Source organism: Streptomyces sp. Tek67B01, assembly GCF_055231995.1.
Map to the genome: position 1 here is coordinate 4,945,340 of NZ_JBUYUY010000001.1, position 23,561 is coordinate 4,968,900.

The window sequence follows — 23,561 nt, forward strand, 5'->3', positions numbered from 1 at the left end:
ACGGTGCCGGCCGCCGGGGACCCGGCGGCACGAGCCGCGCACTCCCGACGGGGCATCCCGGCTCCCCGCCGGCGGCGCCGGGAGGGGCGCCGGGTGCGGGTCACGGTTGCGGGTCAGCGCCGGATTCGCACCGGCTTCCCCCCGCACGGAAGTGTGGACGACGGCCTTACTGTACCGGCCCCGAACGGGCGCACCGGGTGGCCCCTGCGGGGGGCGCCGGCCGGGAGTGCCCCTTACGCCTCGTCCGGCGCGCGCGTCACACCCGCTACACCCGGCCCGCCACCCCGCGCGTCACACGGCCCGGTACGTCACCGGGTCCGTGCCCGGTACCGCCTCCGCGCGGCCCTGCTTCACCAGGCGGCGCAGGTGCGCTTCCGCTTCGGAGACGGCGATGTTCCGGGAGCCGTAGGGGATCTGCTCCCAGGGCCGGTTCCACTCCATCCGCTCGGCCAGCGCCCACGGGGTCAACGGCCTCGCGAGCAGCTCCCACAGCCCGGCCAGCCGCTCCTCGTGGTGGGCCAGCAGCTCGCGCACCCGGGCCGGGGCGTCGGTGAAGGGGTGCTGGTGCGCGGGGAGCACCTCGGCCGGGCGCAGCCGGCCGACGCGTTCGAGGGAGGCGAGGTAGTCGCCGAGGGGGTCGGTGACCCGCTCGTCCTGCGGGTCCTCGTAGAGCCCGATGTGCGGGGAGATGCCGGGCAGGAGGTGGTCGCCGGAGAAGAGACGGCCGTTGCCCGGGAGGTTGTCCGGGTGGGCCTCCTCCAGGTGCAGGCAGACGTGGCCGGGGGTGTGGCCGGGGGTCCAGATCGCGCGCAGCGCGCGTCCGGCCAGGGGCAGCAACTCGCCGGGGACGATCTCCCGGTCGGGGACGGCGGCCCGCAGCCCGGGCAGGGTCCGCGTCCGGCCGCCCGCCCGGGCCGCCCGCAGCGGGGCGATGTGTTCCTCGGGGGCGCCGGCGCCGGCCAGCTTCTCGCTCATGTAGTCGTACCAGACGCCCGGTTCGGCGGAGCGGGTCCGTACGACGACCTCGGTGTCGGCGGCGTGCATGGCGATCCAGGCGCCCGACACGTCCCGGACCCGCCCCGACAGGCCGTGGTGGTCGGGGTGGTGGTGGGTGATGACGACGCCGTGGAGGTCGGTGACGGCGATGCCGAGCGCGGCGAGCCCGGCCACGAGGGTGTCCCAGGAGTCGGGGTCGTCCCAGCCGGTGTCGATCAGGACCGGTCCGCGGTCGGTGTCGAGGACGTGGACGAGGGTGTGCCCGAGCGGGTTGTCGGGGATGGGGACCTTGATGCCCCACACGCCTCCGCCGTGGTCGGTGACCTGAGGTGGGGCGAGGGGTGTCATGCGGGCTCCCAGGTGAACGAGAACGTGTTGCATTGGTCGCCCCAGTCCACCATCTGTGGAACGGTTCTGACTAGTCGTCGGCTCCGCGCCCCCCGGCGGACGTCCCGCTCCCGACGATCACGTCCGAGCCGTGGACTCCTGGAACTAGAACTGGTATCAGTTCCGGGACGCCCAGCCCGCTGGTAGCCGTAGCCGCAGGAGGCCTTGCCATGACCGAGCTCGTGCAACACGGACAGCTGTTCATCGGCGGGGAATGGACCGATCCGCTGGGCGAGGCCACCATCTCCGTCGTCTCACCCCACACCGAGCAGGTCATCGGCAGCGTCCCGCACGCCTGCGCCGCGGACGTGGACCGCGCCGTCGCCGCCGCGCGCAAGGCCTTCGACGAGGGGCCCTGGCCCCGGATGACCCTGGAGGAGCGGATCGCCGTCGTCTCCAGGATCAAGGACGCCATCGCCGTCCGGCACGAGGAGATAGCCCGCTCGATCAGCTCCCAGAACGGGTCCCCCTACTCCTGGAGCGTCCTCGCCCAGGCGCTCGGGTCGATGATGGTCTACGACGCGGCGATCACCGTCGCGCGCGACTACCCGTACGAGGAACACCGCCAGGGCGCGCTCGGCCCCATCCTCGTGCGGCGCGAGCCGGTGGGCGTCGTCGCCGCCGTCATCCCCTGGAACGTCCCGCAGTTCGTGGCCGCGGCCAAACTCGCGCCCGCGCTGCTCACCGGGTCGGCGGTGATCCTCAAGCCCTCGCCGGAGTCCCCGCTCGACTCCTACATCCTGGCCGACATCGCGCGGGAGGCCGGCCTGCCGCAGGGCGTGCTGTCGATCCTGCCCGCCGACCGGGAGGTCAGCGAGTACCTCGTCGGCCACCCCGGAATCGACAAGGTCGCCTTCACCGGGTCGGTGGCGGCCGGCAAGCGCGTCATGGAGGTGGCCGCGAGGAACCTGACGCGGGTGACCCTCGAACTCGGCGGCAAATCCGCCGCCGTGATCCTGCCGGACGCCGACCTGGAATCGACCATCGCCGGGATCGTCCCCGCCGCCTGGATGAACAACGGGCAGGCCTGCGTGGCCCAGACCCGGGTCCTCGCACCGCGCGGCCGCTACGGGGAGATCGCGGAGGCCCTCGCCGCCGCCGCGGGGGCGCTGGTCGTCGGAGACCCGTTGGACCCGGCGACACAGCTCGGGCCGTTGGTGGCCCGCCGGCAGCAGCAGCGCTCGCTGGACTACATCCGGATCGGGCAGGAGGAAGGCGCCAAGATCCTCACCGGTGGCGGCCGCCCGGCGGCGCTGGAGCGGGGCTGGTACGTGGAGCCCACCCTGTTCGGGGACGTGGACAACTCGATGCGGATCGCCCAGGAGGAGATCTTCGGGCCCGTCGTCTGCCTCATCCCGTACGGGGACGAGGCCGAGGCGGTACGCGTCGCCAACGACTCGGAGTTCGGCCTCAGCGGCAGCGTCTGGACCGGCGACGTCGAACACGGCCTCGACTTCGCCCGCGCCGTCCGCACCGGCACCTTCAACGTGAACACCTTCAGCCTGGACATGCTGGGACCGTTCGGCGGCTACAAGAACAGTGGTGTGGGGCGGGAGTTCGGCCCCGAGGGGCTGAGCGAGTACCTGGAGCACAAGATGATCCATCTGCCGGCGGGATACGAGGCAACCGGGGCCGGTGCGTGATGGGGGACCGCTGGCAGATCGAGGTGGACCGGGGCGTCTGCATCGGCTCGGGCATGTGCGTGAACCACGCCCCGACGGGCTTCACCCTCGACTCGGCGCGCCAGTCACACCCCCGCGAACCGGAGACGGACGCCAACGAGCCGGTCCTCACGGCGGCCGAGGGCTGCCCGGTGGAGGCCATCACCATCACCCTGCTCACCACGGGCGAAGCGGTGTTCCCGCCGGAGGAGTAGGCGGGGCGGGGGCCTTCGGGAGGGCGGGGTGCCGGTGGGACGGGATCAGGGATGGCACGGGGGCTTCCTCCTCCACCAGCCCCTCACGGCAGGCAGGGCGGCGCCCCGGTGAACAGGCCCACGCGACAGATCGCTACGCGCCTGGTGTGCCCTTGCGTTGTCTGGGGCGCTCTCTGGTGTGGTCTGGGCCTGCCCGGTGCGGAATCCGCGTGCAAAGGGGCCGGGCCTTGGTGTGGCTGGTCCTGGGGCGCCCTGACGGTCCCTGAGAGGGCCGTTCCTGCGCCTCTCCGCCCCGTGACCGTTCCTTTGGGGGTTTCTCGGCAGTCTTCGTTGATCCGGGGCGGGTCGGTCGGCCAAGGGTGGCCGAAGGCCATCGCGTAGCGACGCGACGAAGGAGCGCCCTTGAGGGACCGGCGCGACCCGGAGAGACGATGGGACTGACGGGAAACCCCCATACCGTCCCTGACACCGCCCCGCCGACACCCAGCCCCACAGGGGCGGGTTCAGGCCCTTTCCGGGTCCGTCAGGTCGATCAGGCGGCAGACCGTCTCGATGTCGATCTTCACTTGGGCGATCGAGGCGCGGCCCGAGAGCCAGGTGATCAGTGCCGAGTGCCAGGTGTGCTCGATCACCCGGACCGCCGAGAGCTGTTCCGCCGTCGGAGCGGACTCCAGGCCCATCGCGTCCAGGATGATCGCCGTCGTCAGCCGCGAGACCGTGTCCACCTCCGGGCTCACGCTGCGGTCCGCGAAGGTCAGGGCACGGACCATCGCGTCCGCCAGGTGCGGCTCCCGCTGGAGGGCCCGGAACGCGCGCATGAGGGTTTCGGCGACGCGGGCCGCCGGGTCCTGCGCCGCGGGGGGCCGCTTGCGCAGCGTCATGTGCATGTGCTGGAGCTGGTCCTGCATGGTGGCGACCAACAGGTGGATCTTGGAGGGGAAGTACCGGTACAGGGTGCCCAGCGCCACGCCCGCCGCCTCCGCGACCTCGCGCATCTGGACCGCGTCGAAACCGCCCCGCCCGGCCAGCTGCGCGCTGGCGTGCAGAATCCGCCGTCGCCGCGCCTCCTGGCGTTCCGTCAGGGGTGGGGACGCCGGCGTGGTCACGGCCTTCGCTTCCACTGTCATCTGTCCTGTTCCAAGGCGTTCCGTGTCGTTGGCGGGGGCTGTTCGCGTCGGGTTCGCCCTCAGCATGTCAGCCGCCGGAGCCGTGGCGTGAATCACCTGCTCCGCCTCTTACGGTGTGGTTTCCGGCCGGTAGATTCAATGCTCTTCGACGGATCAAGTCTGAAACTTGTTCTACATTATGCGAGCGGTTACGCTCCGGCGAAAGTGCAGGGAGAAGGGGGCCGAGAGTGACCGCAGAGGCCATGGTGACGAGCCCTTTCGCGGGTTCCGTCGCCGACGGCGACCGCCCGTTGCGCATCGCACTCCTCACTTATAAGGGGAACCCGTTCTGCGGTGGCCAGGGCGTCTACGTCCGGCACCTCTCGCGCGAGCTCGTGCGGCTGGGCCATTCGGTGGAAGTGATCGGCGCGCAGCCCTACCCGGTGCTCGACACCGGCGCCACCCTCACCGAGCTGCCGAGCCTGGACCTGTACCGCAGCCCCGACCCCTTCCGTACGCCGTCACGCGACGAGTACCGGGACTGGATCGACGCCCTTGAGGTCGCCACCATGTGGACCGGCGGTTTCCCCGAGCCGCTGACGTTCTCCCTGCGGGCCCGGCGCCACCTCGCCGCCCGCGCCGGTGACTTCGACGTCATCCACGACAACCAGACCCTCGGCTACGGCCTGTTGGGCGAGTTGGGCGCGCCGCTCGTCACCACCATCCACCACCCGATCACCGTCGACCGGAAGCTGGACCTGGCCGCCGCCAAGGACCGCAAGAAGCGCCTGTCCGTCCGCCGTTGGTACGCCTTCACCCGCATGCAGGGCCGCGTCGCCCGCCGCCTGCCCTCCGTCCTCACCGTCTCCGGTTCCTCCCGGCAGGAGATCGCCGAGCACCTCGGCGTGCGCGACGAGCGCATCCATGTCGTACACATCGGAGCCGACACCGACCTGTGGTCGCCCGACGCCTCGGTGGCGGAGGTCCCCGGGCGGATCGTGACGACCTCCAGCGCCGACGTGCCGCTCAAGGGGCTCGTGCACCTCGTCGAGGCGCTCGCCAAGCTGCGCACCGAACGGCCCGAGGCGCACCTGGTCGTCGTCGGCAAACGCGCCGAGAAGGGCCCGGTCGCCCGCGCGATCGAGGCGTACGGGCTTCAGGACGCCGTGCGTTTCGTCAAGGGCATCACCGACGCCGAGCTCGTGGACCTGGTGCGCGGCGCCCAGGTCGCCTGCGTGCCCTCCCTGTACGAGGGCTTCTCGCTGCCCGCCGCCGAGGCCATGGCGACCGGCACCCCGCTCGTCGCCACGACCGGCGGGGCGATCCCCGAGGTCGCCGGACCCGACGGGGAGACCTGCCTGGCCGTGCCGCCCGGCGACGCGGGCGCCCTGGCCGCCGCGCTGGGCCGGTTGCTGGGTGACGAGGGGCTGCGCGCCCGGCTCGGCGCCGCCGGACGCGAGAGAGTCCTGGCCCGGTTCACCTGGGCGAAGGCCGCCGAGGGGACCGTGGTCCACTACCGGGCCGCCATCGAGCAGGCCCGTGCCCGCCGCTCGCGCTGACACCGTTCCACCCATCACCCCCGTACACCCCGCGACCCGCGAAGGCAGGACCCCGTGCTGACCGTCGATTTCTCCCGGTTCCCGCTCGCCGCCGGCGACCGCGTTCTCGACCTGGGCTGCGGCGCAGGCCGGCACGCCTTCGAGTGCTACCGGCGCGGAGCCCAGGTGGTCGCCGTGGACCGCAACGGCGAGGAGATCCGCGAGGTCGCCAAGTGGTTCGCCGCCATGAAGGAGGCCGGCGAGGCCCCCGCGGGCGCCACCGCCACCGCGATGGAGGGCGACGCGCTGGCCCTGCCCTTCCCCGACGAGTCCTTCGACGTCGTCATCATCTCCGAGGTGATGGAGCACATCCCCGACGACAAGGGCGTGCTCGCCGAGATGGTGCGCGTGCTCAAGCCGGGCGGCCGCATCGCGATCACCGTGCCGCGCTACGGCCCGGAGAAGATCTGCTGGGCGCTGTCCGACGCCTACCACGAGGTCGAGGGCGGCCACATCCGCATCTACAAGGCGGACGAGTTGCTCGGGAAGATGGAAGCCGCGGGACTCAAGCCGTACGGCACGCACCACGCGCACGGCCTGCACTCCCCCTACTGGTGGCTCAAGTGCGCGTTCGGCGTCGACAACGACAAGGCGCTGCCGGTGAAGGCCTACCACAAGCTCCTGGTCTGGGACATCATGAAGAAGCCGCTGGCCACGCGGCTCGCCGAGCAGGCCCTCAACCCGGTCATCGGCAAGAGCTTCGTCGCCTACGCGACCAAGCCCCACCTGCCCCTCGGCGCGGCGCAGTGAGCACGCCCGGACGCACCGAACACCTGGTCTTGGACGGCGTACTGACCGCCGAGCAGGCGGCGGGCACGGTCGCCGGGATCCTCGCGGCGCAGCGCGCCGACGGCGCCATCCCGTGGTTCCGCGGCCACCACCTGGACCCGTGGGACCACACCGAGGCCGCGATGGCGTTGGACGCGGCCGGGGAGCACCGGGCCGCGGAGCGGGCGTACGAGTGGCTGGCGCGGCACCAGAACCAGGACGGCTCCTGGTACGCGGCCTACGCCGACCGGCCCGACGGCGTGGACACCGCCGAGCCGCAGGACGCGAGCCGCGAGAGCAACTTCGTCGCCTACATAGCGGTCGGTGTCTGGCACCACTACCTCGCCACGGGCGACGACCCGTTCCTGGACCGCATGTGGCCGGCGGTGTACGCGGCCGTGGAGTTCGTGCTCGCGCTGCAGCAGCCGGGCGGCGAGATCGGCTGGAAGCGGGAGGCGGACGGCACGCCCGTCGGCGACGCGCTGCTGACCGGCTCCTCCTCCATCCACCAGGCGCTGCGGTGCGCGCTGGCCATCGCCGACCACCGAGGGGACCCGCAGCCGGACTGGGAGCTGGCGGCGGGTGCGCTGGGGCACGCGATACGGCGGCACCCGGAGCGGTTCCTGGACAAGTCGCGGTACTCGATGGACTGGTACTACCCGGTGCTCGGGGGCGCCGTCACCGGCGCCGAGGCGAAGGCGCGCATCGACGGGCGCTGGGACGAGTTCGTGGTCCCGGGGCTGGGCGTGCGGTGCGTGCTGCCCAACCCGTGGGTGACGGGCGGGGAGTCCTGCGAGCTGGCGCTCGCGCTGTGGGCCATCGGGGAGTCGGACCGGGCGCTGGACATCCTGCGCTCGATCGGGCACCTTCGGGCCGAGAACGGCATGTACTGGACGGGCTACGTGTTCCGGGACGAGGCGGTCTGGCCGGTCGAGCAGACGACCTGGACGGCCGGCTCGCTGCTGCTGGCCGTGGCCGCGCTCGGCGGCGACGAGGCGACGGGCGAGATCTTCGGCGGTCTCTCCCTCCCCCCGGGCCTCGAACCGGACTGCTGCGGCTGACGAAGCGCCCCGGTCCCGCGCTCCGGGCGGGCGGTCGAGGCCCGTCCGGCGTTGCGGCTCCCCCGCCCCGGGCGCCGGAACGCCGGCGGCCGCCACTTCGGACGTGGCGGCGGCCGGGGGCGGGTCTCGGGCTCAGCGGCGGTAGAGCCAGCCCGAGACGAGGTGACCGATGAAGAGGTAGACCACCGCGGCCAGGCCGTAACCGACCACCACCTGGACCCATTCGCGGTCGAAGGTGAACAGGTCGTACGACCAGTTCGCGAGCCAGGTCGCGGCGTCGTGGACGAAGTCGACGAGCGCGTTGCCCCGGTTGGCGTCCAGCAGGTAGAGCAGGATCCACAGGCCGATCACGAAAGCCAGCACGTCGGCCAGGACGGCAACGGCCCGGCCCAGGCCGCTGCCTCGGGCGGGTGCTCTGGTGTATGTCCGCATGTCCCTCGTCTTGCCGCCGCACGGCGGGACAAACCCCGAACGGGTCCCCCAAGTAGCGCAGTCGCGCTGCCCGGGTCAGGCTGCGGAGGACACCTCAGTCCCCGGAGGCAACCGTGACGCACCCCCTCACACCCGCCCGCATCCGCCGCGCGCTGACGGCGGCCCTGCTGTCCTGCGCGCTCCTCGCCGGAGCGACCGCCTGCGGTTCCGGCGGCGGCTCCGGCACGGTCACGAGAACCCAGGACGACGACGTCTCGGTCGCCGTGGCCGCCTTCGCCGAAGCCGAGGGGGCCGCCTCGGCCGCCGACGCGCAGGCCGCCGCGGCCGAGCCGACGCCCAGCACTTCCGCCGAGCGACAGAAGTTCGCCAAGACCCGCTTCGTCGCAAACGCCGGTCTCGCGGCCGGGGCGACCTACCAGTGGATCATCAAGCCGTACAAGGCGGGCAAGTTCAAGAAGGGCGCGAAGGGCCGTACGTTCGCGCTCGTCAAGGCCGGTCTGGCGGGCGCCTTCGCCTACAACCGGCTCAAGGCGGCCCTCCAGAACGCCAAGGGCGACCCGCTGCTGTCGAAGGCGGTGGCCCCGCTCACCGCGGGCATCGAATCCCTCAAGGGCCTCGGCTCCAAGCTCCGCAAGGGCGACGCGAGCGACGGCGACATCACCTCCTTCCAGGACGTCATCGGCGGTGTGAAGGACGCGGGCAAGAGCGCCGGCGCCCCCGTGGAGGACCAGGTCCCGAGCCTGTCCCAACTGAAGGGTTAGGCCCGCCGGGCGGCGCCGCGGACGGGTCGGACGGGCACACGCGCCCGGCCGGCCCGTCCCGTTCGCGCCGTCCGGCCTGGAACGTGATCGGCGACGGGCCTCGGGCCGGGTTGTCACACCCGCCTCGTAGGGTCGGGGTGTGACACGAGACGACGCCCTTCACCCCTCGGACGCCCCGGACTCCGAACTGCCGATGCTGACCGTCGCGCAGGCGGCCCGCTTGCGGGAGCTCACCGCCTCCTACGCCCGCGACCGCCTCCACCACTCACTGCACAACCTGGCGCACAGGTGCCGTCAGGTGCCGCAGGACCACTGGCCCGACCTGGTCGCCGCGCACTTCGCCGCCCTGGCGACCGGCGGACAAGGCGAGGAGAGCGCCGAGGAGCTGCTGCGGGGCGCGCACGTCCGGCTGCTGCCCACGGGGGCGTTCACCCCCGAACTGGCCGCTGTCATGCGGTACGCGCGCGTGGTGGCCGACGGGCTCGTCTTCGCCTACGCCCTCGACGGCCCCACGAGCGTGCGCATCCTCACGGACCGGGACGTGGAGCGCGCCGGGCTCGGGGAGCTGGGTCGTGCGGCGTACGCGAACCTGAGGCGTGTGCCCGTCGAGTCGGCGGAGGTGCCCGGCGAGGGAGGGGCGAGGCTGTACTCCGTCTACGGCGACTCGCACTTCGTCGCCGCCAAGGCCCTGTACCTGTCCGAGGTGGCACGGCAGGTCATCGGGGAGCCGCTCCCGGAGGCCGGCGCCCTGGTCGTCGTTCCCAGTCGGCACAACCTCGTGTACCACCCGATCGCCGACGGATCGGTGGTCGACGCCCTCAACTCCCTCGCCGCCTACGCGTTGGGGGCTTGGGGCGACGGGCCGGGCGGGCTGTCCCCGCAGGTCTACTGGTGGCACGACGGAGGCCTGACGTCCCTGACCGTCTTCGACGAGGCCACCCGCACCTTCTCCCTGCGGCCCCCGCCGCCGCTGCTCGCCCTGATGAAGGGCCTGGTCCGCCTCGACCGCGCCGGCCGGCTCGCCGGCCGCGCCGCGACCGGGGCACCCGACATCGACGCGCTCACGCAGACCACCGCCGAGTCGATAGGGCGTCTCGACCAGGACCCGGCGGGGCTGGGTGACGCGTTCGGCTCCGCCCTCGCCCTCGCCCACGCCCACTGCGCGGACGACCCCGACGGGGCGTGGATCGACACGTGGGAGGCCTGGGCCACCGCCGTGCAGCTCGGCTCCGCGTTGTTCTGCGGCGCGCAGCCCCAGGAGTGCCGGCTGGGCGAGGACCTCGTCAGGGACCTGCCCGAGACGCCCGCCGAACCGCCCGCCGACGCCCGCGCCTGGCTCGACGCCCTCTACCTGGCGATCGTGTGCCGCCAGACGGAGCGGGTCGGCCTGCTGTGCCGGGTGCCCCTGGAGAGACTGCGGGAGGACGACTCCGTCGACGAGTACGTCCTGGCCTGGGTCGACACCCTGCACACGTACCTCTCTCGCCGGGGGTCCATGGACGACGTCGTGGGGAAACTGCTCGCCACCATGCGGACCTCGATGCCCGAGAACCTGACGCACGCGCCGAAGGACTTCGTGAACCGCGTCGACTACCAGCCGATCGCGTTGTTCCACCGCCTCGTCACGGGCGACCACGACGCCTTCGCCCAGGCGCTCGCCGAAGCCCTCGCGGAGCACGGCGGCTATTGGGGAAACTCGGCCGCGCCGCGGGCCCGGGTGGCACTGGGGCCGCTCGCGATGGCGAGCATCGCCTACGACCGGGGGTTCCCCGTCGACCCGAAGCAGCCCCATCTGCCCGCCTACCTGCTCAATCGGGAACGGATCGAGACCATCCCCGACGCCGGGGCCCCCTCGTGATTTGTGCCGTGGCCGGGCGGAACCCAAGATGAGCGGATGTTCGGATTCCTCTTCCTCGCCGTCCTGGCCGCGCTGACGGGCTGGCTGGTCCGGCGCCTACAGCGCCGACGTGCGGCGGCCGGCTCCCCGGCCGGCATCCCCTGCATGGCCCGCCGGCCGGCGGGCCGGGGACGCTGGCGGCCCGGCCGGGTGGAGGTCGAACAAGGCGCGGCCCGTCTCACCTGGCGGGGCCCGGCCGTCGACCTCACCGGCGCCCGCGCCACCGCCGTCCGGCCGCCGTCGGTGCGGGAGGGCCTCTCCATCAACCCCGGCTCCCGCATCGTCACCTGCGCCCTCCCGACCGGCCCCGCCATCGAGATCGCCGTGATGTCGCCGGACCTTCGGGAACTGCTCGCGGCCGTGCCGGAGGCACCCGTGGAGACGCCCTAGCTGTTGAGCTCCGCGAGGACGCGCAGAGTGTGGGGGTCGGGGGCGGTGAGGAGGAGGTCGGTGACCGGGCCCTCGCGCCAGAGGTCGAGGCGCTCCGCGATCCGCCCGCGCGGTCCGATCAGGGAGATCTCGTCGGCGAACGCGTCGGGGACCGCCAGCACGGCCTCCTCCTTGCGGCCGGCCAGGAAGAGCTCCTGGATGCGGCGCGCCTCCTCCTCGTAGCCCATCCGGGCCATCAGGTCGGCGTGGAAGTTGCGGGCGGCGTGGCCCATGCCGCCGATGTAGAAGCCCAGCATCGCCTTCACCGGCAGCAGCCCTTCCGCGACGTCGTCGCAGACCTCGGCGCGGGCCATCGGCGCGATCACGAAGTTCTCGGGGAGCGTGGTGAGCGAGGCCGCGTAGACATCGGGGCGGCTCGGCGACCAGTACAGGGGGAGCCAGCCGTCCGCGATCCGGGTCGTCTGGGCGATGTTCTTCGGCCCCTCCGCGCCTAGAAGGAGCGGCAGTTCCGCGCGCAGCGGGTGGGTGATGGACTTCAGGGGCTTGCCGACGCCCGTGCCGTCCGCGCCGCTGTACGGGTGGCTGTGGAAGCGGCCGTCGAGGCGGACGGGGGCCTCGCGGCGCAGCACCTGGCGGATGACGTCCACGTACTCCCGGGTCGCGGTGAGCGGGCTCGCGGGGAACGGGCGCCCGTACCAGCCCTCCACCACCTGCGGCCCCGACAGGCCGAGGCCCAGCATCATCCGGCCGCCCGAGAGGTGGTCCAGGGTCAGGGCGTGCATGGCGGTGGCGGTGGGGCTGCGGGCGGCCATCTGCGCGATGGCGGTGCCGAGCCGGATGCGGGAGGTGTGCGCGGCGATCCAGGTCAGCGGGGTGAAGGCGTCCGAGCCCCAGGCCTCGGCGGTCCACACCGAGTCGTACCCGAGCCGCTCGGCCTCCTTCGCCAGGGCGAGGTGGTCCGGGCCGGGGCCGCGGCCCCAGTAGCCGAGTGCGAGTCCCAGGCGCATGTGCGGTCCCCCTGTGAGTCCCGGTGAAGCCCCGGCGAGTCCGGTGACGGCCTTCACCTGACGATGCGTCAGGAGACTGTAGGGCAACGGCCCCCCACCCGGAAGGGCGGGGGGCCGTCGGGGCGTCCGGGGGTTACCCGCGCTGGATGCCCGAGGTGTCGTTCAGGACGCCGCGGCGGCCGTCCTGCGTCTGGGCGACCAGGGTGGAATCGCCGCGCTGCTCCACGGCCAGGTACCAGGTGCCGGGGGCGAGTTCCGCGATCGGGGTGGGCGAGCCGTCCTCGGGGAGGAGCGGACGGGCCACCGGGACGGCGAACCAGAACGGGGAGAAGTCCGCCGCCGGCGCGGGGGTCGGGGCCGGGGTCGGGGTCGCGTCGTGCGGACCGGGGCCGGGCGTCGGCGTGCCGCCGTACGGCGGGACCGGCTGCGGGGTGGCACCGTACGGCTGCTGCTGGGCGCCCGGGTATCCGTAACCGGCGCCGGGCTGGCCCCCGTACGGCGGGACGGCCGCCGGCCGCGGCTCGGGGACGAGCTGACCGGCCAGCGCCGGGATCATCGGCCCGGCGACGGCCACGCCGGCCAGCGCGAGGACGGCGAGGAAGGACAGGATGCAGCCGGCGCCGAGGTCCAGCCGGGACGGGCAGACGATCAGCGACCACAGCGCGTTCCAGGCGGCGGCGACGGCGAGCACCGTGCCCCAGGCGGCCAGGGGCAGACCGAGGACCTTGCGGGACTCCGGCTGGAAGCGGGCGGCGATCAGCAGCCCCGCCGCGACGAAGCCGAGCAGGAAGATGGCCGGCAGGGCGAGGCCGCTGTAGTCGGTGTTCCACACGCTCGGCATGTCGGCGCCGGTGACGGTGTAGAAATCGAGGAACGAGGCGATGAACAGCAGCACCGCTGCTCCGATCACCACGCCGTCGCCTCGAGTGAGGGAGCGGATGTTCACGTCTTAGGTGTCCTTCTCGTTCTCGGTCGTCTCGTGGTGCCGCGGTCGCAGATCAGGGCTGGAGCGGGGCGGGCGGCACCATGGTACGGAGGTTTTCCGTGGCCGAGCGGGCCGGGGCGGCGGACCGCCCCGGTAGGACTACCCGCCGAGGAAGCCGACGATGCCGTCCGCGATCCCCTGTGCCGCCTTCTGGCGCCACTGCGGGTTGGTCAGTTGCGCCGCGTCCTTGCTGTCACGCATGTTGCCGCATTCGATGAACACCTTGGGCCGGGTTGAGAGGTTCAGTCCGCCCAGATCGTCGCGGATCACCAAACCGGTTCCGCTGCCGAGGTAGTTGGCGGGGCTCGAACCCGTGGTGCGGGCGAAGTTGCGCGCGATGCGTTCGCCGAGCAGCCGGGAGGGCTCCACGATCTTCGCGGTGTCCGCCTTCCCGCCCTTGACCTCGGCCGGGAGGATCACGTGGTAACCGCGGTTGCCCTCGGAGACGCCGTCGGCGTGGACGGAGACGACGGCGTCGGCCTTCGCCTCGTTGCCGATGCGGGCCCGCTCGTCGATGCACGGACCCCAGGCGCGGTCCGTCTCGTGGGTGAACACCACCTTGAGGCCCTTGGCCTCCAGCAGGGTGCGCAGCCGACGGGACACGTCCAGGGTGAACTCGGCCTCCATATAGCCCGAGTTGGTGGTGGTGCCGGTGGTGTCGCACTCCTTGCGGTTGGTGCCGATGTCCACCTGGCGGTCGATCTCGGTGGTGTGGTCGAAGTTGCCGGTGTTGTGGCCGGGGTCGACGACCACGGTCCGGCCGGCCAGCGGGCCCTTGGCGGGCGGCTGCGCGGAGGGGGAGCCGCCGGTGGGGGTGGCACCGGCCGCGCCGGTGGCCGGGTTCGGCTTGCCGTCCAGGTGGGTGGCGTGGGAGGCGGGCAACGCGGCGGCCGGGGGCGGCTGTCGGTCCTGGCCGGACCCGGTGAGCGTCTGGGTCAACACCCAGGCCGCCAGCGCGGCCGGGGCGAGGGACGCGACCGCGATGGTGAGGGCGGAGCGGCGCATGAACCAGCGCCGGTCCGGACTGATCGAGGAGGCGGACTCTGGGGGCGGGGGACTCTCGTCGTAGCGCACGTCGCGATGCTAGACCGGCCCCGTCCCGGGAGGCCCGGGCTGGGCCATCCGAGGGCGTGGTCTGTTTATATGCCCGAGACCCTGTGCGGGTTATGCCCGCCGCCCGGGCGGGGCGTATACCCGCGGCCCGGGCGGGGTGATCGTCTAGACGCCTGCGCCGGTGCGTCGCAGCACGCGCAGCGAGTCGGTCACCGAGACCTCCTCGAAGGCGCCGGAGGCGAGGGCGCGCAGGTAGATCCGGTACGGGGCCTGTCCGCCGTCGGCCGGGTCCGGGAACACGTCGTGGATCACCAGGGTGCCGCCGACGGCCAGGTGCGGGGCCCAGCCCTCGTAGTCGCCGTTCGCGTGCTCGTCGGTGTGGCCGCCGTCGATGAAGACGAGGCCGAGCGGGCCGCCCCAGGCCGCCGCGACCTGCGGGGACCGGCCGACGATCGCGATCACGTGCTCCTCCAGGCCGGCCCGGTGCAGGGTGCGGCGGAAGGTCGGCAGCGTGTCCATCAGCCCGACCTCGGGGTCCACCACCGTCGCGTCGTGGTACTCCCAGCCGGGCTGCTGCTCCTCGCTGCCCCGGTGGTGGTCCACGGTCAGCGCGGCCACACCCGCCTCACGGGCGGCGTCGGCGAGCAGGATGGTGGACCGCCCGCAGTACGTGCCGACCTCCAGCAACGGCAGCCCGAGCGCGGCGGCCTCGGTCGCGGCTGCGTACAGGGCGAGCCCCTCGCCCACGGGCATGAACCCCTTGGCGGCCTCGAAGGCGGCGAGGGTCTCCGGCTTGGGGCTGGCCATGGTGTTCCTCCTGCTGGGCGGGGTGGCGTGGCGGCCCATGGTGCCCTACCGGCTGGTAGGACGTCACGGCCGGGGTAGCGGGCGGCGCCGTCCCCCCGGGCGCTGCCCCCGTGGACGGCCTCGCGCCTCAAACGCCGGCGAGGCTGCGTTTGGCCGGCCGGGGTGGGGTGCGGCGGTGGTTCCGGAAGGGGGGTGTCGGCGGTGGTTCCGGAAGGGGGCGGTCCGACGGCCCGACCCCGAGCGGGGCCCGGGGCCCACCGGCCGCGGCCCGTCAGCGGCCGAAGAGGCGGGGCAGGGTGCCCGTTCCGGCGGAGCGGCGCTGCTCCCGCTGCGCGCGGCGGAGATCGCTCCGCGTCTCCCGGACCCGCTGCGTCAGCCAGTGGGCCCCTCCGACATGGACCTCCAGCCTGTGCAGCAGCAGTTTGAGCAGGGCCAGCGCATAGCCGGGATCTCCCGACTCCCCGATGCTGCGCAGCACCCGGTACGCCACCTCCGCGTCCCCCCTCGCCACCAGGGCCTCGGGATCCCGGTACAGCCGCAGGTAAAGGGCCGCGGCCGTGCCGAAGTCACCCACCAGCCAGGCGTCGTGGGCGAGCCGGCGGCGGACGTCCAGCAGGATCGGGCTGTCGGACGGCAAGCCCCGTTCCAGATCGGGCAGCAGCGGCCCCAGCACCGCCCGCTCGCGCTCCGCCTCCTCGCGGGGACGCGGCGCCCAGGTCCCGCCGAGGGTGCCCGCGCCCCGCTGGACCGCCGCGAACAGGTGGTAGCGGGCCGTCAGCGTGACGGGGTCGTACGGCCCCAGCACCCGCTGCGCCTGCCCGATGACCTCCTCCAGCTCCTTGACGAGCCGGCGACCGTCCCCGGACCCGTAGGCCGCCGCCTCGCCGAGGCAGACGGCGCGCGCCGAGACCGTGTACGGATGTTCCACTCCCAGGACCCGCATCATCCGGGGCAGCACGCGCTCCAGCTCGGCGGGGGACTTCTCGCGCACGCTCATCGCCCACCCGTACGCACCCCGTACCGTCAACGGGTCGTTCGGACCGAACTCCTCCGTCAGGTCGGACACCAGGTCGCCGAGCCGCTGCTCCCGGCCGGCCGGAGCACCGTCCAGCAGCTGCTCCAGCCGACGGGTCATCAGCGCCCGGACGGCCTCCTCGGCCGATTCCGCCGCGGCGACGTGCACCGTGGGCGAGTACGCCGGTACGGGCGGCACCCCGGCCGGGGCCGCCGGGGTGCGGGCGATCTCCGCGAGCCGGTCCGCCACCTCCCGCGCGGTCGCCGGACGGTCCCGGGGGTCCTTCGCCAGCAGCCCGAGCACCAGCGGGTCCAGCGCCGCCGGGAGTTCCGGCCTGCGTGACCGAGGGGCGGGCGGAACGGTGTGCAGGTGGTGCGCGAGGAGTTCATGCATCTCCTGCGAGGTGAAGGGGCGTTCGCCGGTCAGCAACTCCATCAGCAGGCAGCCCAGCGCGTACAGGTCGGCCCGCCCGTCGACGGGAACCCCGTTCGCGCCGCCGGTCCAGCGCTCCGGCGCCATGTAGGGGAAGGAGCCGATGACCATCCCGGTGCCGGTGAGGTCGGTCCCCGCCGCCCCTTGGGACTTGGCGATGCCGAAGTCCAGGACCTTCGCCGCCCGACTCTCGTCGCTGACGACCACGTTCCCCGGTTTGATGTCGCGGTGCACGATCCCCGCCCGGTGCGCGGCCTCCAGCGCCTCCGCGATCTGCGCCGTCCAGGCCAGGGTGTCGGCGAGCGCGGGCACGCCCTCGGCCAGCACCTTGTCCAGGCTGCGGCCCCGGAGCAGCTCCATCACCAGGTACACCGCGTCCCGCCCGGCGTGCGGGGTACGGCCGAAGTCGTGGACGGTGGCGATGTGGGGGTGCGCCAGGTTCCCCGCGAGGCTCGCCTCCCGCTCGAAGCGCCGGGCGTCCTCGGGGGTCTGCGGATACCCGATCTTCACCGCGACCAGGCGGCCCACCCGCTCGTCCCGCGCCCGCCAGACCTCACCGAATCCGCCCTGCCCGAGCAACGCCTCCAGCTCGTACCGGTCTTCGATCCGTTCCCGCACGCCCTCGGCCCCCGTAATGCCATGATCTGCCGCCCCGGCAGAGCATTATCTCCGGCCGTTCCGGTCCCTCGGCGCCACCGGCCCCCTACGCTCGACTACAGACCGGAACCTACGCCTCACGGCGTGTACTTGGGGGTGTCGTCCCATGCCTCAGCCGCGCGACCTCGATCCCAGCGCCTCTCCGCTGGACTACTACGGCGCCGAACTGCGCCGCTTCCGGGAGGCCGCCGGACTGAAGCAGGCGCAGCTCGGGAGCCGCGTCTTCTGCACCGGATCACTGATCCACATGATCGAAAAGGCTCGCAGGGTGCCGACCCGGGACTTCTCCGAGCGGGTGGACGCGGCGCTCGACACCGATGGCTTCTTCTCCCGGCTGGTGGGCCTGGTGCTACGGAGCCAGCTGCCGACGTGGTTCCAGGCGTACGCCGAGATGGAGGCGCGGGCGGGGTACATCTCCACCTTCCAGGCTCAGCTGATCTACGGACTGCTGCAGACCCCGGCGTACGCGCGGGCGGTGCTGGGGTCGCGGAGCGACGGCGACCTCGACGCGAAGGTGGCCGCGCGGATGGACCGGCAGCGGATCTTGGAGCGTGAGGACCCGCCGCTGATGTGGGTGGTGATGAGCGAAGCCGCCCTGCACCAGGAGATTGGCGGCAGGGAAGTCATGCGGGAGCAGCTGGCCCATGTGCTGGAGCAGCAGCGGCGGGAGTGGGTGCAGGTGCAGATCCTGCCGTTCGAGGCGGGGGCGCATGTCGGGCTGATGGGGCAGTTCAATCTCTTGCGGCTCGATGACGGGCATGATCTCGTCTATACCGAGGACTTCGTCCAGGGCCATATGACGGCCAATCCGCAAGCGTTCAGGGAGGGTTCGCTCCGATACGATCTTTTGCAGGCTGCCGCCCTCTCCGTGGAGGAGTCGGCGGCGCGGATCGCCCGCGTAATGGAGGAGCGGCATGGACACCATCCAGCACATGACGGGCACGTCGTGGCGTAAGTCCTCGTACAGCGGCGACACCGGCGGCGACTGCGTCGAGTGCGCCCCGCTTGGCGGCGCCGAGTGGCGTAAGTCCTCGTACAGCGGCAGCAACGGCGGTGAATGCGTCGAGGTCGCCGCCCAGCCCTGCCTCGTCGCCGTACGGGACTCCAAGAACCCCGGCGGGCCCGCCTTCACCGTGAGCCCCGACGCCTTCGCGGAGTTCGTGCGCGGTCTCTGAACGGTTTCCGGGCCCGGTTCCGGTGTGAGGTCGACTCCTCTCGCCGGGGCCGGGCCTTTGTCGTGCCCGGGGCCAGGCGGCGAGATCGGCCGGAACCGGCAGTGATCTGACCTTCCGTCAGAATGGAACGTGTTCTAATCTGCCGCGCATGGGCATCGGAATCACGCAAGAGCAAGCGGAGTTGGTCGACGCCGTGCGCGGGCGGCTCGCGCGGGACGTGCCGGGCGAGGAAGTGCGCAAGCTGCTCGACGCCCCGCCGCGGACCGGGGTGCGGCCCGGGTACTGGGACGCCCTGGCCGACTCGGGGTTGCTGTTCCCGCACCTGGAGGGCGGGGCCCTGCTCGACCTCGCCGTCGTCGTGGAGGAGGCCGCCCGGGCGGCGCTGCCCGGGGCGTACCTGCCGAGCGCGTTGGCGTCCGTACTCCTGGAGCGGGCCGGGGCCGAGCCGCTCGGCGGGCGGGTGGGGGCCGTCGCGCTCGGGCCCGGGAGCTTGACCGCCGTCGCCGTCGAAGGCGGCGGGCATGTGCTGGACGGTCTGGCGCCGCCCGTGCTCGGGGGCGGGGAGGCGGAGGTCGTGCTCCTCGCCGCCGAGAGCGAGCGGGGGACGCTCTGGTTCGCCGTCGACGCCACCGCCCTGGAGATCCGTACGCACGACAGCGCCGACCCGACCCGGCCCACCGCCGAGGTGCGGGCGCGCGGGGTCGTCGTACCGGCCGGGCCGCTGTCGGCGCTGGACTCCGACCTGGTGCGGGACACCGCCTGCGCGCTGTTCGCCGCAGACGCCTGCGGGACCGCCGCCTGGGCGGTGCACACCGCCGCCGAGTACGCGAAGGTGCGCGAACAGTTCGGCCGGCCCATCGGGCGGTTCCAGGGCGTCAAGCACCTGTGCGCCGACATGCTGGTACGGCTGGAGCAGGCGCGGGCGCTGGCCTGGGACGCCGCCCGGGTCCTGGACGAACCGGGAGGCGTGCGCTCGCTCGTGACGGCGCTCGCCGCCGCGACCGCCCTGGACGCCGCCTACTCCTGCGCCAAGGACTGCATCCAGGTGCTCGGCGGGATCGGATTCACCTGGGAGCACGACGCGCACATCCACCTGCGCCGGGCCGTCGTCGCCCGCCAGCTCCTCGGCCCCGGCGACGCGCACCGCGCACGGGCCGCGGGGTACGCGGCGGCCGGCGCGCGGCGGGAGCTGCGGCTGGACCTCCCGGAGGAGGCGCAGGCGTACCGAGCCAGGGCCCGTGGCGTCATCGGGGAGGCGCGGGGCCTCGATCCGGCCGCCGCCCGCAGGGCCCTGGCGTCGACCGGCTACGCCGCCCCCCACCTGCCGCCGCCCTACGGCCTGGGCGCCGGACCCGTCGAACAACTGGTGGTGCAGCAGGAACTGGCGGCGGCCGGGGTCCGGCTCGCGGATCTCGGGATCGCCACCTGGGTCGTGCCCTCGCTGATCGCCTACGGCTCCGCGCGCCAGCGGGAGACGTACCTGCTGCCCACCCTGCGCGGGGACGTCACCTGGTGCCAGCTCTTCTCGGAGCCGGGCGCGGGCTCGGACCTCGCCTCGCTGCGGACCCGGGCGGAACCGGTGGAGGGGGGCGGCTGGATCGTCAACGGACAGAAGGTGTGGACGAGTTCCGCGCAGAGCGCCGACTTCGGCATCCTCCTCGCCCGGACCGACCCCAAAGTGCCCAAGCACAAGGGTCTCGGGTACTTCGTCGTCGACATGCGCACGCCCGGCATCGACATCCGGCCCCTCAGGGAGATCACCGGAGAGGCACTGTTCAACGAGGTCTACTTCGACGATGTCGCGCTCCCGGCCGACGCGCTGGTCGGGGCGCCCGAGGAGGGCTGGAAGGTGGCCCGCAACACGCTCGGCAACGAACGCGTACACATGGCCGACCAGATGACCTTCGACACCGGACTCGAGACGCTGATCGCCGCTTGCGCCGCCGGGCCGGACCACTCGTACCGGGCGCGGGTCGGCGCGCTGGCGGCCGAGGCGCACGCGCTGGCCTGCATCGGCCTGCGGACCACGCTCCGGCAGGTTTCGGGGTTGGAGCCGGGCGCGGGCGCTTCCGTACGCAAACTCGTCCAGACCTCGCACCAGCAGCGGCTGGCCGAACTGGCGCTGGAACTGCTGGGGCCGGCGGGCGCGGTGTGTGAGGGGGCGGGGGAGCGGGCGGTGCACGGCATGCTCATGTCCCGCTGCCTGACCATCGCCGGAGGCACCACCCAGGTCCAGTCGAACGTCGTCGCCGAGCGGATCCTCGGCCTTCCCAGGGACTGAAGAGGAGTGGCAGGGATGAAGTCGTACATCGTGGGCGTCGGCATGACGAAGTTCGAGAAGCCGGAGTCGCGGGACTGGCAGTACTGGGACATGGCGAAGGAGGCGGGGAGCGCGGCGTTGGCGGATGCGGGGATCGCGTACGAGCTGGTGGAACAGGTGCCCGTGGGGTACTGCTTCCAGGCGTCGACGGCCGGGCAGCGGGCGGTGTACGAGCTGGGGCTGAGCGGGGTGCCCGTCTACAACGTGAACAACAACTGTGCGACCGGCTCGACGGCGTTGATGATGGCGCGGCAGTTCGTGGAGGGCGGCCTGAACGACTGCGTGCTGGCGCTGGGCTTCGAGAAGATGAAGAAGGGCGCGCTGGGCGGCGGCGCCGACGGGGGCGCCCGCGGCGGAGCCGCTGATGAACCCTTCAAGGTCTCGCCCGTCGCGCGCCATTACGGGATCATGGCCGCCGGGCACGGCTTCGAGATGTCGCCGCCCACCGCGCAGATCTTCGGGAACGCCGCACGGGAGCACATGGAGCGGTACGGGACGACGCCCGGGCAACTGGCGGCGGTGGCGGCGAAGAACCACCGGCACTCGGCGAACAACCCGAACGCGCAGTTCCGGGACGTGTACGAGGTCGAGGAAATCCTCGCGGCGAAGACCATCCACGAGCCGCTGACGAAGTTGCAGTGTTCGCCGACCTCGGACGGGGCCGCGGCGGCGCTGGTGGTGTCGGAGCGGTTCTTGGTCGCGCACGGGCTGCACGACAAGGCGGTGGAGATCGTGGCGCAGGCGATGACGACGGACACGGCGGCGTCGTTCGCGTCGGGCTCGTGCATCGACGTGGTCGGCAAGCCGATGTCGGCGGCGGCGGGGCGGGCGGTGTTCGAGGCGTCGGGGCTGGGCGTCGAGGACGTGGACGTGATCGAGCTGCACGACTGCTTCTCGATCAACGAGTTGCTGACGTACGAGGCGCTCGGGATGTGCGCGGAGGGAGGGTCCGGGGAGTTGGTGGAGAGCGGGGCCACGACGTACGGGGGACGGTGGGTGGTGAACCCGTCCGGGGGCCTGATCTCCAAGGGCCACCCGCTGGGGGCGACGGGGCTGGCGCAGGCGGCGGAGCTGGTGTGGCAGCTACGGGGCGAGGCCGGCGCGCGTCAGGTCCCCGGGGCGGGGGTGGGGCTCGCGCACAACATCGGCCTGGGCGGCGCGGCGGTGGTGACGCTGCTGCGGCGGTAGCCGCCGCCGTGTGGGGTCCCGGCTGCGCCGGGTTTCCCGGGGCTCCGCCCCGGACCCCGCGCCTCAAACGCCGGCGGGGCTGGAATGCCTGGATCCGGGCCCGGGCCGCCGGCGGGGCCGGAGTCGGCCGCCCTGGAGCGGTCGCGTCAAGCCGGCGGGGCGGGGTCGGCCGCTACGGGACGTCCAGGGCGGGGTCGATCACCGGTTCGCCTCGGGAGGCGCGGTGGAGGGACAGGGCCAGGTCCGTGACCGGGCCGTCCCTCAGGACCAGCCCCGCCGCACCCGCCGCCAGGGCGGCCTCCCGCAGGCCCGGCCGGGCGGAGCCCACCAGCACCAGGACCGCGCACTCCGGCGCTTCCTCCCGGACCTGCCGGACCCCGTCCACCGAATCCACCAGCGCCACCGCCGGGCGGCCCATCGGTGAGGACACCACCTCGATGTCCCGCTCCAAGCCCAGCCGCATCGCGAGCGCCGGGTTCGCGGGCCACAACAGAACCCGCAGCGACCGACCGGTTTCGTCCATCCCGCCAGGGTAGGGTCCAGGCCCCCGCGCACCGCGAAACCATGCCGTGAACCGATGATCTGACGTTGAGTCAGCAGTCTTCACAACTGTTGGGGGGTGCGTTATACATGGCCTCACCGGCCGCCTAGAACGCGTTCTACCCGCTCGTCGGCGGCGGCCCGCAGACGACCTCGGTGCGGCCGACGGTGCGGACGACCGCGCCGAGGTCTTCCACTCACGGAGCACTCAGCCAGCAAGGAGCAGCATCCGAATGCCGATCGATGCCGCCAAGGCCCTCGCCGCCGAACCCCGTCGGGGGGACATCGCCTGGGACCACAAGGACATCCAGCTCTATCACCTCGGCGTCGGCGCCGGCCTGCCCGCCACCAACCCCGACGAACTGCGCTACACCCTGGAGTCCAAGCTCCACGTACTGCCCAGCTTCGCGACCGTCGCCGGCGCCGGCATGGCCATGATGGGCGGCCTGGCCGCTCCCGGGATCGACGTCGACCTCGCCGCCGTCCTGCACGGCGGCCAGTCCATCGAGCTGCACCGGCCGATCCCCGTCAAGGGCAGCGCCACCTCCTCCGCCAAGGTCGCCGCGCTCTACGACAAGGGCAAGGCCGCCGTGATCGTGCTGCGCACCGAGGTCGAGGACGCCGACGGGCCGCTGTGGACCTCCGACGCGCAGATCTTCGTGCGCGGCGAAGGCGGGTTCGGCGGGGACCGCGGGCCCTCCGTCAAGGCCGAGCCGCCCGAGCGGGCGCCCGACCGCACGGTGGAGCGGCACATCCGTGAGGACCAGGCGCTGCTCTACCGGCTCTCCGGCGACTGGAACCCGCTGCACGCAGACCCGGAGTTCGCCAAGCTCGCCGGTTTCGACCGGCCCATCCTGCACGGCCTGTGCTCCTACGGGATCACCCTCAAGGCCGTCGTCGACACCGCCCTGGCGGGAGACGTGTCCCGGGTCCGCGCCTACCGCACGCGCTTCGCCGGGATCGTCTTCCCGGGCGAGACGCTGCGTATCCGGATGTGGGAGGAGCCCGGCCGGGTGCGGGTGGCGGTGAGCGCCCTGGAACGGGACGGCGCGCCGGTCCTCGCCGACACCGTCGTGGAACACGCGTAAGCCCGCTGACGAACGAACCGAA

Annotated in this window: 22 protein-coding genes and 1 riboswitch; of the genes, 13 read left to right on the forward strand and 9 right to left on the reverse strand. The window is 72.9% G+C overall.

What is annotated here, in order from left to right; genetic code table 11:
• Positions 1 to 77: 77 nt before the first annotated feature.
• A riboswitch (cobalamin riboswitch) is annotated at positions 78 to 174 on the reverse strand.
• A 117-nt stretch (positions 175 to 291) separates the two neighbouring features.
• Entirely contained in the window at positions 292 to 1,344 is a 1,053-nt protein-coding gene (locus ACV7NM_RS22215; RefSeq protein WP_463411910.1) for an MBL fold metallo-hydrolase, read from the reverse strand.
• A 209-nt stretch (positions 1,345 to 1,553) separates the two neighbouring features.
• Here ACV7NM_RS22215 and ACV7NM_RS22220 point away from each other — a divergent pair, with 209 nt between their 5' ends.
• Positions 1,554 to 3,026, forward strand: coding sequence for an aldehyde dehydrogenase (locus ACV7NM_RS22220; RefSeq protein ID WP_463411911.1), 1,473 nt, complete (start codon positions 1,554 to 1,556; stop codon positions 3,024 to 3,026).
• The gene (locus tag ACV7NM_RS22225) at positions 3,026 to 3,259 is read left to right on the forward strand and encodes a ferredoxin (protein WP_463414027.1); all 234 of its coding nucleotides are present in this window, start codon (positions 3,026 to 3,028) and stop codon (positions 3,257 to 3,259) included. The genes ACV7NM_RS22220 and ACV7NM_RS22225 overlap by 1 nt, the downstream gene beginning before the upstream one ends.
• 503 nt (positions 3,260 to 3,762) lie before the next feature.
• Here the strand turns inward: ACV7NM_RS22225 and ACV7NM_RS22230 are convergent.
• Positions 3,763 to 4,386, reverse strand: coding sequence for a TetR family transcriptional regulator (locus tag ACV7NM_RS22230; RefSeq protein WP_463411912.1), 624 nt, complete (start codon positions 4,384 to 4,386; stop codon positions 3,763 to 3,765).
• Positions 4,387 to 4,613: 227 nt separating this feature from the next.
• Here ACV7NM_RS22230 and ACV7NM_RS22235 point away from each other — a divergent pair, with 227 nt between their 5' ends.
• The 3 genes from ACV7NM_RS22235 to ACV7NM_RS22245 are packed head-to-tail and all read left to right on the forward strand — an operon-like array spanning position 4,614 to position 7,792.
• Positions 4,614 to 5,924 (forward strand): glycosyltransferase family 4 protein, encoded by a 1,311-nt coding sequence (locus tag ACV7NM_RS22235; protein ID WP_463411913.1) that lies wholly within the window; start codon positions 4,614 to 4,616, stop codon positions 5,922 to 5,924.
• Positions 5,925 to 5,978: 54 nt separating this feature from the next.
• Complete coding sequence (locus ACV7NM_RS22240) at positions 5,979 to 6,713, forward strand: class I SAM-dependent methyltransferase (protein ID WP_136215595.1); 735 nt, start codon at positions 5,979 to 5,981, stop codon at positions 6,711 to 6,713.
• The gene (locus ACV7NM_RS22245) at positions 6,710 to 7,792 is read left to right on the forward strand and encodes a prenyltransferase/squalene oxidase repeat-containing protein (RefSeq protein ID WP_463411914.1); all 1,083 of its coding nucleotides are present in this window, start codon (positions 6,710 to 6,712) and stop codon (positions 7,790 to 7,792) included. The genes ACV7NM_RS22240 and ACV7NM_RS22245 overlap by 4 nt, the downstream gene beginning before the upstream one ends.
• Positions 7,793 to 7,924: 132 nt before the next feature.
• On the opposite strand, the gene ACV7NM_RS22250 is transcribed toward ACV7NM_RS22245, so the two are convergent.
• On the reverse strand, positions 7,925 to 8,224 hold the full coding sequence (locus ACV7NM_RS22250) for a hypothetical protein (protein WP_463411915.1): 300 nt from the start codon (positions 8,222 to 8,224) through the stop codon (positions 7,925 to 7,927).
• 113 nt (positions 8,225 to 8,337) lie between these two features.
• On the opposite strand from ACV7NM_RS22250, the gene ACV7NM_RS22255 reads away from it, so the two are divergent.
• From ACV7NM_RS22255 to ACV7NM_RS22265, 3 genes are all read left to right on the forward strand, one after another.
• Positions 8,338 to 8,985: a hypothetical protein gene (locus ACV7NM_RS22255; RefSeq protein WP_463411916.1), complete on the forward strand. Its 648-nt coding sequence runs from the start codon at positions 8,338 to 8,340 to the stop codon at positions 8,983 to 8,985.
• A 139-nt stretch (positions 8,986 to 9,124) separates the two neighbouring features.
• The gene (locus ACV7NM_RS22260; RefSeq protein ID WP_463411917.1) at positions 9,125 to 10,843 is read left to right on the forward strand and encodes an immunity 49 family protein; all 1,719 of its coding nucleotides are present in this window, start codon (positions 9,125 to 9,127) and stop codon (positions 10,841 to 10,843) included.
• Between the two features lie 36 nt (positions 10,844 to 10,879).
• Entirely contained in the window at positions 10,880 to 11,272 is a 393-nt protein-coding gene (locus ACV7NM_RS22265) for a hypothetical protein (RefSeq protein WP_463411918.1), read from the forward strand.
• On the opposite strand, the gene ACV7NM_RS22270 is transcribed toward ACV7NM_RS22265, so the two are convergent.
• The 5 genes from ACV7NM_RS22270 to ACV7NM_RS22290 all read right to left on the reverse strand — a co-directional run bounded on the left by ACV7NM_RS22270 (position 11,269) and on the right by ACV7NM_RS22290 (position 17,189).
• A complete protein-coding gene (locus tag ACV7NM_RS22270; RefSeq protein WP_463411919.1) occupies positions 11,269 to 12,279 on the reverse strand; it encodes an LLM class F420-dependent oxidoreductase in 1,011 nt (336 codons plus the stop codon). The genes ACV7NM_RS22265 and ACV7NM_RS22270 overlap by 4 nt on opposite strands.
• A gap of 133 nt (positions 12,280 to 12,412) precedes the next feature.
• Complete coding sequence (locus ACV7NM_RS22275) at positions 12,413 to 13,225, reverse strand: DUF5336 domain-containing protein (RefSeq protein WP_463411920.1); 813 nt, start codon at positions 13,223 to 13,225, stop codon at positions 12,413 to 12,415.
• A gap of 138 nt (positions 13,226 to 13,363) precedes the next feature.
• Positions 13,364 to 14,338, reverse strand: coding sequence for an N-acetylmuramoyl-L-alanine amidase (locus tag ACV7NM_RS22280; RefSeq protein ID WP_463411921.1), 975 nt, complete (start codon positions 14,336 to 14,338; stop codon positions 13,364 to 13,366).
• A 144-nt stretch (positions 14,339 to 14,482) separates the two neighbouring features.
• Positions 14,483 to 15,124, reverse strand: coding sequence for a class I SAM-dependent methyltransferase (locus tag ACV7NM_RS22285; RefSeq protein ID WP_463411922.1), 642 nt, complete (start codon positions 15,122 to 15,124; stop codon positions 14,483 to 14,485).
• A 271-nt stretch (positions 15,125 to 15,395) separates the two neighbouring features.
• Positions 15,396 to 17,189 (reverse strand): serine/threonine-protein kinase, encoded by a 1,794-nt coding sequence (locus tag ACV7NM_RS22290; protein ID WP_463411923.1) that lies wholly within the window; start codon positions 17,187 to 17,189, stop codon positions 15,396 to 15,398.
• 145 nt (positions 17,190 to 17,334) lie between these two features.
• Here ACV7NM_RS22290 and ACV7NM_RS22295 point away from each other — a divergent pair, with 145 nt between their 5' ends.
• From ACV7NM_RS22295 to ACV7NM_RS22310, 4 genes are all read left to right on the forward strand, one after another.
• The gene (locus tag ACV7NM_RS22295; RefSeq protein ID WP_463411924.1) at positions 17,335 to 18,183 is read left to right on the forward strand and encodes a helix-turn-helix domain-containing protein; all 849 of its coding nucleotides are present in this window, start codon (positions 17,335 to 17,337) and stop codon (positions 18,181 to 18,183) included.
• Positions 18,143 to 18,403, forward strand: a complete 261-nt coding sequence (locus ACV7NM_RS22300; RefSeq protein WP_463411925.1) for a DUF397 domain-containing protein — start codon at positions 18,143 to 18,145, stop codon at positions 18,401 to 18,403. Before ACV7NM_RS22295 ends, ACV7NM_RS22300 begins: the two co-directional genes overlap by 41 nt.
• 148 nt (positions 18,404 to 18,551) lie before the next feature.
• Entirely contained in the window at positions 18,552 to 20,684 is a 2,133-nt protein-coding gene (locus tag ACV7NM_RS22305; RefSeq protein WP_463411926.1) for an acyl-CoA dehydrogenase, read from the forward strand.
• A 15-nt stretch (positions 20,685 to 20,699) separates the two neighbouring features.
• A complete protein-coding gene (locus ACV7NM_RS22310; RefSeq protein WP_463411927.1) occupies positions 20,700 to 21,911 on the forward strand; it encodes a lipid-transfer protein in 1,212 nt (403 codons plus the stop codon).
• Positions 21,912 to 22,083: 172 nt separating this feature from the next.
• Here ACV7NM_RS22310 and ACV7NM_RS22315 read toward each other — a convergent pair whose 3' ends face one another.
• Positions 22,084 to 22,434: a response regulator gene (locus tag ACV7NM_RS22315; RefSeq protein ID WP_463411928.1), complete on the reverse strand. Its 351-nt coding sequence runs from the start codon at positions 22,432 to 22,434 to the stop codon at positions 22,084 to 22,086.
• A 250-nt stretch (positions 22,435 to 22,684) separates the two neighbouring features.
• Between ACV7NM_RS22315 and ACV7NM_RS22320 the strand changes: the two genes are divergently transcribed.
• Positions 22,685 to 23,539 (forward strand): MaoC/PaaZ C-terminal domain-containing protein, encoded by an 855-nt coding sequence (locus ACV7NM_RS22320; RefSeq protein WP_463411929.1) that lies wholly within the window; start codon positions 22,685 to 22,687, stop codon positions 23,537 to 23,539.
• Positions 23,540 to 23,561: the final 22 nt, after the last annotated feature.

Coding starts and splice junctions, on each gene's coding strand:
- ACV7NM_RS22215 (WP_463411910.1), bottom strand. CDS start 1,344: ATGACACCCCTCGCCCCACCTCAGGTCACCGACCACGGCGGAGGCGTG.
- ACV7NM_RS22220 (WP_463411911.1), top strand. CDS start 1,554: ATGACCGAGCTCGTGCAACACGGACAGCTGTTCATCGGCGGGGAATGG.
- ACV7NM_RS22225 (WP_463414027.1), top strand. CDS start 3,026: ATGGGGGACCGCTGGCAGATCGAGGTGGACCGGGGCGTCTGCATCGGC.
- ACV7NM_RS22230 (WP_463411912.1), bottom strand. CDS start 4,386: ATGACAGTGGAAGCGAAGGCCGTGACCACGCCGGCGTCCCCACCCCTG.
- ACV7NM_RS22250 (WP_463411915.1), bottom strand. CDS start 8,224: ATGCGGACATACACCAGAGCACCCGCCCGAGGCAGCGGCCTGGGCCGG.
- ACV7NM_RS22265 (WP_463411918.1), top strand. CDS start 10,880: ATGTTCGGATTCCTCTTCCTCGCCGTCCTGGCCGCGCTGACGGGCTGG.
- ACV7NM_RS22270 (WP_463411919.1), bottom strand. CDS start 12,279: ATGCGCCTGGGACTCGCACTCGGCTACTGGGGCCGCGGCCCCGGCCCG.
- ACV7NM_RS22285 (WP_463411922.1), bottom strand. CDS start 15,124: ATGGCCAGCCCCAAGCCGGAGACCCTCGCCGCCTTCGAGGCCGCCAAG.
- ACV7NM_RS22295 (WP_463411924.1), top strand. CDS start 17,335: ATGCCTCAGCCGCGCGACCTCGATCCCAGCGCCTCTCCGCTGGACTAC.
- ACV7NM_RS22300 (WP_463411925.1), top strand. CDS start 18,143: ATGGACACCATCCAGCACATGACGGGCACGTCGTGGCGTAAGTCCTCG.
- ACV7NM_RS22305 (WP_463411926.1), top strand. CDS start 18,552: ATGGGCATCGGAATCACGCAAGAGCAAGCGGAGTTGGTCGACGCCGTG.
- ACV7NM_RS22310 (WP_463411927.1), top strand. CDS start 20,700: ATGAAGTCGTACATCGTGGGCGTCGGCATGACGAAGTTCGAGAAGCCG.
- ACV7NM_RS22315 (WP_463411928.1), bottom strand. CDS start 22,434: ATGGACGAAACCGGTCGGTCGCTGCGGGTTCTGTTGTGGCCCGCGAAC.
- ACV7NM_RS22320 (WP_463411929.1), top strand. CDS start 22,685: ATGCCGATCGATGCCGCCAAGGCCCTCGCCGCCGAACCCCGTCGGGGG.